The organism is Campylobacter concisus (assembly GCF_902460575.1).
GTDB classification, from domain to species: Bacteria; Campylobacterota; Campylobacteria; order Campylobacterales; family Campylobacteraceae; genus Campylobacter_A; species Campylobacter_A concisus_AW.
The window spans coordinates 785,027-791,760 of the sequence record NZ_CABPUY010000001.1 but is presented as its reverse complement, the minus strand read 5'-3'; the positions used below and the strand labels follow the sequence as shown (position 1 = coordinate 791,760).

Genomic DNA, 6,734 nt, shown 5'->3' with positions numbered 1-6,734 from the left:
TAAAGTATCTAAAAAACTACCCATTTAACGACATCGGATGCGCCAAGATCGACACTCAGCGCGCTTTGCGAAATGGCGCTGGAGAGGTGATATACGGGGCAAATAAAACAGATGATGAAATTTTGCAAATCGCTAGTGCGATCGGCGAAAAAAATGAAAATATCCTGATCACAAGAACAAATGAGAGCGTTTTTAAGCGCATTCGTGAGATCTTTCCGCAGGCAAATTTTAACGCTCGTGGCAGGGTGATCAGCGTTAAATTTAAAGAGTCTGCGCCTACAAAAAGCTATATAGCTATCGTCTCTGCTGGCACTGCTGATGGTGCAGTCGTGGAGGAGGCTTATGAGACGGCAAAATTCTTAGGCAACGACGTGAGAAAATTTACTGATGTCGGCGTGGCAGGGCTACATAGGCTGGTCGCAAAACTTGATGAGATACGAGACGCAAAGGTCGTGATAGCCGTTGCTGGCATGGAGGGCGCACTTGCTAGCGTGCTAGCTGGACTTGTAAGCTCTCCAGTGATCGCAGTGCCTACTAGCGTGGGATATGGGGCAAATTTTGGCGGATTATCAGCACTGCTAGCCATGCTAAATAGCTGTGCAAATGGCATAAGTGTCGTAAATATCGACAACGGATACGGCGCTGCATATAACGCGAGCCTGATAAATCATCTCTAAATTTTAAATAGAATTTGTAAGGGGTAAAATTGAGAGAGGATACGAAAAAAGCAATACTTTCGCCTACGGACGCATCTAGAAGTGAATATTGCTGGGATGCTAGAATGAACTGGGCGATGACGGGTATTGCTATTTTAGCATTTGAAATTTTTATCGCAATTTATGCCAAAGACGGCTTCATACGCTACTATCTAGGCGATGTGCTAGCCGCAGCGATGCTTTATGCATTTGGGCGAGCCGCGTTCAGGCTACCGCCTAAAATTTTAGCGCTTGCGGTCTTTACTCTCTCGCTAGTTATCGAAATCACACAATATTTTAAGGTACTTGAAATTTTAGGTGTTCAAAATTACGCACTATGGATAATTTTTGGTGGAACATTTGATTGGACGGACATTATCTGCTACGCGATAGGCTGCGTTTTAGCTTACGCATCTGAAAATTTCATCGGTAGTAAGCATGCGATCTATAACGAGATACGAATTTTTAGACGTAAAAGATTACCCAAAAATTTTAATGAAATTTTGCAAAGCGGCGACGATGAGAAGATTAAGGCGGTATTTGAAATTTACGATATAAATGCGACCGACAGAGACGGCAACACGATACTGCATATGCTACATGCAAACAAAGATATCAAGAAAAAAAATCCAAACTCGCCCTATGCGTATGCGGACGCAAATTTAATCGAATGGATTATTATGCAAGGCGGCAACATAAACGCTAAAAATAAAAAGGGCGAGACGCCGCTTAGAAATTTTATGCGGTATGTATATAAAAATTTAAAACCGCATCAAAAGTTAGTAATCGTAGGCAAACAGGACTATGCCTCTAGGGAATATATAAAACAGGCGGGTGAAGTCGTTAATATCGATTTTGGAATAATGTATAATTATATATACAATCTTCTACCTGAAAAATCGCAAATTTATATTTGGCGTCGCTTTGGCAAAAGGTTGGAATACCTATATGTACCCGAGTATCCAACGGATATGGAAAAATACGATCCGCAAGAATACAGCGAATTTACCTATAATTTTTGGATGAAATTCTTAAGACAAAAAGATAGTGTGCAGTATAAAATGATACATGCGGCTACTAATTTATACTGGTACTGGGACTACAACGGGGAATATGGAAGTTGGATTTTATGGGATGATGAATATACAGATAAAGCCGCTGCCGAAATTAAAAAATATTTTAAGCTAGGCAATAGGCTCGAAGAGCTAAATGATGACGCGCTTGATAAGATGTTTTATAATTTAAGGAAAAGCTGGCATGCTGAAGATGTAGGTAAGCTTAGATACCTGTTCGTGCTTTGGTTGCTTAAAAATCCCGAGCCGTTTTTTGAGGACTAAATTTAAAAGGAGAAGCGATGGATAAAGAAAAAGCTGTGAAAAAGATGACTGAAGTTATGGCGAAATTTGTCGGCTACACGGGTAAGGTGCTACCTGACGACGTGACGGAGAAGCTACTTGAGCTTAGCAAGCGCGAGACGCAGCCGCTGGCAAAGGAGATCTATAAAACAATGTTTGAAAACCAGCGACTTGCAAAGGAGCTAGACCGTCCGTCCTGTCAGGATACTGGAGTGATCCAGTTTTTCGTAAGATGTGGCGCAAATTTTCCGCTGATCGGCGAGCTTGAAGAGCTGCTGCGAGAGGCGGTGCTGCGGGCGACGCGAGAGGCTCCGCTGCGCCACAACAGCGTCGAGACATTTGACGAGTATAACACAGGCAAAAATGTCGGCAAGGGCACGCCGAGCGTGTTTTGGGAGATCGTGCCAAATAGTAGCGAGTGCGAGATACACACCTATATGGCTGGTGGCGGCTGTAGCCTGCCTGGTAAAGCAACCGTGCTGATGCCTGGCATGGGCTATGAGGGTGTTGTTAAATTTGTCATGGATATAATGACAAGCTACGGCATAAACGCCTGTCCGCCGCTATTAGTGGGTGTTGGCGTAGGCACTTCGATCGACGTGGCATCTTTGCTATCTAAAAAGGCGCTGATGAGGCCTTTGGGTTCTAAAAATCAAAACGAACGCGCTGCATTAACTGAAAAGTTGCTTGAAGATGGCATAAATAAAATCGGTCTTGGACCACAAGGCATGAGCGGTGCAAGCTCTGTGATGGGCGTGCATATAGAAAACTGCGCTCGCCACCCAAGCGTCATAGCTGTCGCCGTAAATGTAGGCTGTTGGTCGCACCGTAAAGGCCACATCGTTTGGAAGGCAGATCTAAATTTCGACGTAAAATCGCACAAGGAGTTCGCGCTATGAGTAAGAAAATTTTAACCACGCCAATAAGCGCCGAGGATCTTTTAAATATCAAAATCGGCGACGTGATCTATCTGACTGGACACATCGTCACCTGCCGCGACGTGCCACATAGACGCGTAGTAGAGGAGGGCAGGGAGCTGCCACTAGATATCAAAGGTGGCGCAATCTTGCATGCAGGACCAATCATCAGAAAAACAGGCGAAAAAAGCTTTGAGATGGTCTCAGTAGGACCTACAACTAGCATGAGAATGGAGAAATTTGAGCGAGAATTTATCGCAAAAACTGGCGTTCGTCTCATCGTGGGCAAAGGCGGTATGGGTGAGGGCACTATGAGCGGTTGCAAGGAGTTTGGCGCTATTCACTGCGTATTTCCAGCAGGCTGTGCGGTGGTTGCCGCAACGCAGGTTGAAGAGATAGAGAGTGCCGACTGGATGGAGCTTGGCATGCCAGAGACTCTTTGGAAGTGCCGCGTCAAGGAGTTTGGCCCGTTAATAGTCTCGATAGATGCGCATGGAAACAACCTTTTTGAGCAAAATAAGGTTAAATTTAACGAGAAAAAGAACGAGGCTTTGGCTGAAATTTTACCGCAGGTAGGGTTTATAAAGTAGATAAATTTAGGCTTGATAGCTTATAAATGCGCTTTAAAATTTAGGCTAATTTAAAGCGCATTGTTTATCGCAGCTTCTAAAATCTCTCTAGTTTTTGCTGTGTGCTTGATGCTAAGCTCAACTAGTTTTTCAAGGTCTTTATTTTTGTAGGCTTCAAGTATCTCTCTATGCTCGGTATTTGATAGCTCGATATGCTCTTTCTTATACATTAAAGATATTGAAACATAAGGGATAGCTGATGATATTAAATTTTCTACGATAGCAAATGTCCTGCCACCTACTTCACTCTCCCAAAAACATCTATGAAAGTCACTATTTAATATCGCCCACTCATTTAAATCTTTGCATTGTTCTATCTTTTTTTGAATGCTTGATGCTTTTTTAAAACATTCATCGCTATATTTACTAAATCCATCTCTTATTAGTTTGGCCTCTAGTAAAATTCTTAAATCATAAATTTCTTTGGCATCTTTATAGCAAAGTCCTTTGACGATCGCACCTTTATAAGAGTCAAAGCTTATCAGCCCTTCTGTGGTAAGAATTTTTAAAGCTTCTCTTACTGGTGTTTGACTGACATTAAATTTTTTTGAAATTTCATTTTGTGTAAGCCTAGTTCCGGACTTTATTTTGCCATTTAATATCTCTTGACTTAGGCTGTGGACGATAAATTCTGTTGTGGTCATGGGGCGGCCTGAACTGCCATATGTCATTTACGTAGATCTCCCTTTTTTTGAGAATATTATACATAAAAATGACATATTGGTAGTCTAGGCACTAAAGATCTAAAAATTTTCAAATTCGTTCTTTATCTCTTTTAATGAGATTTTATTGGCTAGCAAAATTATTAAAAGTAGTCTTGCTTTAACCGCTGGCAGCCAGCCTGACATTATGCATTTATTATTTTGCAAGTCTATCTCTGAGCCTTTATATCCATATGTTTTTGTAGCGCACATTCCACTGCCAGTTTTAGACGAGACTATGACTGGTATTTTTAGTTTTTCTATCTCATCCATCATATCAAACGAGACGTGACCTGCGCCAAAGCCATCTATAACCATGCCTTCAAATTTAGACTCGCCTATAAGTTTGATAATTGAGCCGTCATTGTCCAGATAGCTTTGAACAATGGCTATTTTTGGAAGAGGCTTGTCTGGTAATGGGTAAATTTTTCTCTTTACGGCACAAGTTATATATTTAGCCTCTCTTTCGACCACCATCCCCTGAACTCCGGCGTTTACAGATATGAAAGTTTGTAATGAGAAAGTGTTGCTTTTATGCACCCATTTAGCACTATGAACGGTATCGTTTAGCACTACTAAAACGCCTCTGTTTCTACTTTTATCATCAAGTGCTGTAATAACAGAAGCATATATATTTCCTGCTCCATCAGCACTAATATCATCAGCATTTCTCATAGCTCCAGTCATTACCAGTGGAGCTTCCTCATCCCATATTAAATTTAAAAAAAATGAGCTCTCCTCTAAAGTATCGGTTCCTTGTGTTATCACAACACCCTTTGCTCCATTTTTTATTTGCTCTTTTGCCCATTTATAAACTGAGATTATGTCGCTTAGTTTCAAACTACCACTCGGTAAGGCCAGGATGGTTTGAGCATGTATTGTAGCCATATCTTTTAATACAGGAACTGCTGCGATCAAATCATCAGCACTAAAACTAGGCTTTACGCCACCTTTTTTGCCTCCTGCACTCATGCATATAGTTCCACCCAATGCACCGATTGAAATTTTAGGTTTTGACATGTTTTCTCCTTTCTACTTTATATTTATAAAATTGTAGCACTTTTTTAAAAATATATCAAATATTATATATAATATATTAAAAAAGACGCTATAATGCTAAAAAAATTTATTATGAAAGGAGAGAAAAAGATGTTAGTTGCTGCACAATGTATTATGGTATTAACATTGCTATTGATGATAAGTGGTAAAACTCCACTATACACAACCGCAATAGTTGGGTCAGCTATTAGTACGCTTGTGGCTGGTTTTCCTATTACTGGAGGCAAAGGTGTGATCTCTTTGATGTCTTTAGTAAATGGCGGACTAAACCCTGTAATAGCTGATATGACAGGTATTTTGATGTTTATAGGTGTCATGCAGGCAAGTGGTTTTTTAGATGTTATAATTCGCAACATAGTAAAACTTGGTAACAAGTTAGGCGGTGGTGCTGGTGTTGCTACTGCTGGCGGTATAGCTGCAGGTGTCATAGGTATGCTTACTGGTTTTACTCAACCTGCAATTACAGCTGTTATCACAGGAACAGCATCTACTAAACTAGGTGTAGATCCACACAGATCAGCAGGTATACATGGACACGCTGGCATACTTGGCAACTATGGTGGCTTTACTCACCCAACACAAGTTGCTGTCATAGCTGTTACAAATATAGGCTTTGGTCTTATAAATGTAATCGGCACCCTAGTTTCTCTTTGTGTTTTTGCATGCGCGCTATTTAGGCTAAGAAGAATGCAAAAAAGAGAAGGAGTTTCTATTTCTAAAGAAGAGATGGAAAGAATTTCAAAGGAATTTGAAATAAATAACAGCGGAATTCCTGCATGGAAAGCATTTTTGCCTTTTGTAATGCTATTTGCAGGATTTATATTGGGCTATCCAGTATTTATAGTAGGCATAGCAAGTGCTATTTTTACGATGCTGTTATCTGCTTTAAGCTTGCAAGAGGGCGAACATAATATGCTCGAAGGAGTTAGCAAAATAGCAACCCCATTAGTTGCAACAATAGGCTTTTTGTTTATGAGTGGCGTTATTAAACAAATAGGACTAGCCGCAGTTATCGGAGATATATTTACACCTATGCTTACCCATGCTCCGCTTCAAAGTATGCTTTTGGTCTCTGCATTGGCAGGACTAGTTACACAAAGTAATGCAGCATCAGTGGCCATAACAATACCGTTTTTACAAGCTGCTCTTTCGCTTGGTACAGCAAGTCCTCTATCTCTAGCTGTCATGGCTGCTGGTGGTAGTGCTATGTTGCAATATTATCTTACAGGTGGTCCAGTCGCTGCTCTTGCGACAGTTATCCCTGTTATTCCAAATTCTGAACTTAAAGCTGCAAATAAATTTCAACGTCCAAATATGTTGTTTGGTTTGGCAATATTGCTTGTACTTTCATTTGTATTTTCGATTTTTTAACACATAT

General features: G+C 40.7%; 7 protein-coding genes. 5 read left to right on the top strand and 2 right to left on the bottom strand.

Annotation, left to right across the window (positions count from 1 at the left end; genetic code table 11):
* From larB to ttdB, 4 genes are all read left to right on the top strand, one after another.
* The coding region (larB, locus tag F3G76_RS03970) for a nickel pincer cofactor biosynthesis protein LarB (protein WP_149706004.1) at positions 1-677 on the top strand (677 nt) is incomplete at its 5' end.
* Between the two features lie 29 nt (positions 678-706).
* Complete coding sequence (locus tag F3G76_RS03965; RefSeq protein ID WP_223227404.1) at positions 707-2,032, top strand: ribosomal maturation YjgA family protein; 1,326 nt, start codon at positions 707-709, stop codon at positions 2,030-2,032.
* Between the two features lie 17 nt (positions 2,033-2,049).
* A complete protein-coding gene (gene ttdA, locus F3G76_RS03960; RefSeq protein ID WP_149705976.1) occupies positions 2,050-2,949 on the top strand; it encodes a L(+)-tartrate dehydratase subunit alpha in 900 nt (299 codons plus the stop codon).
* The gene (gene ttdB, locus F3G76_RS03955; RefSeq protein WP_149705975.1) at positions 2,946-3,557 is read left to right on the top strand and encodes a L(+)-tartrate dehydratase subunit beta; all 612 of its coding nucleotides are present in this window, start codon (positions 2,946-2,948) and stop codon (positions 3,555-3,557) included. The genes ttdA and ttdB overlap by 4 nt, the downstream gene beginning before the upstream one ends.
* 50 nt (positions 3,558-3,607) lie before the next feature.
* Here ttdB and F3G76_RS03950 read toward each other — a convergent pair whose 3' ends face one another.
* Both F3G76_RS03950 and F3G76_RS03945 read right to left on the bottom strand, forming a co-directional pair.
* The gene (locus tag F3G76_RS03950) at positions 3,608-4,267 is read right to left on the bottom strand and encodes a GntR family transcriptional regulator (RefSeq protein ID WP_012001323.1); all 660 of its coding nucleotides are present in this window, start codon (positions 4,265-4,267) and stop codon (positions 3,608-3,610) included.
* A 72-nt stretch (positions 4,268-4,339) separates the two neighbouring features.
* Positions 4,340-5,317 carry an asparaginase gene (locus tag F3G76_RS03945; RefSeq protein WP_107930704.1) on the bottom strand — a complete coding sequence of 326 codons (978 nt, stop codon included), beginning with the start codon at positions 5,315-5,317 and terminating at the stop codon, positions 4,340-4,342.
* Between the two features lie 93 nt (positions 5,318-5,410).
* Between F3G76_RS03945 and F3G76_RS03940 the strand changes: the two genes are divergently transcribed.
* Positions 5,411-6,727 (top strand): transporter permease, encoded by a 1,317-nt coding sequence (locus F3G76_RS03940; protein ID WP_223227403.1) that lies wholly within the window; start codon positions 5,411-5,413, stop codon positions 6,725-6,727.
* Positions 6,728-6,734: the final 7 nt, after the last annotated feature.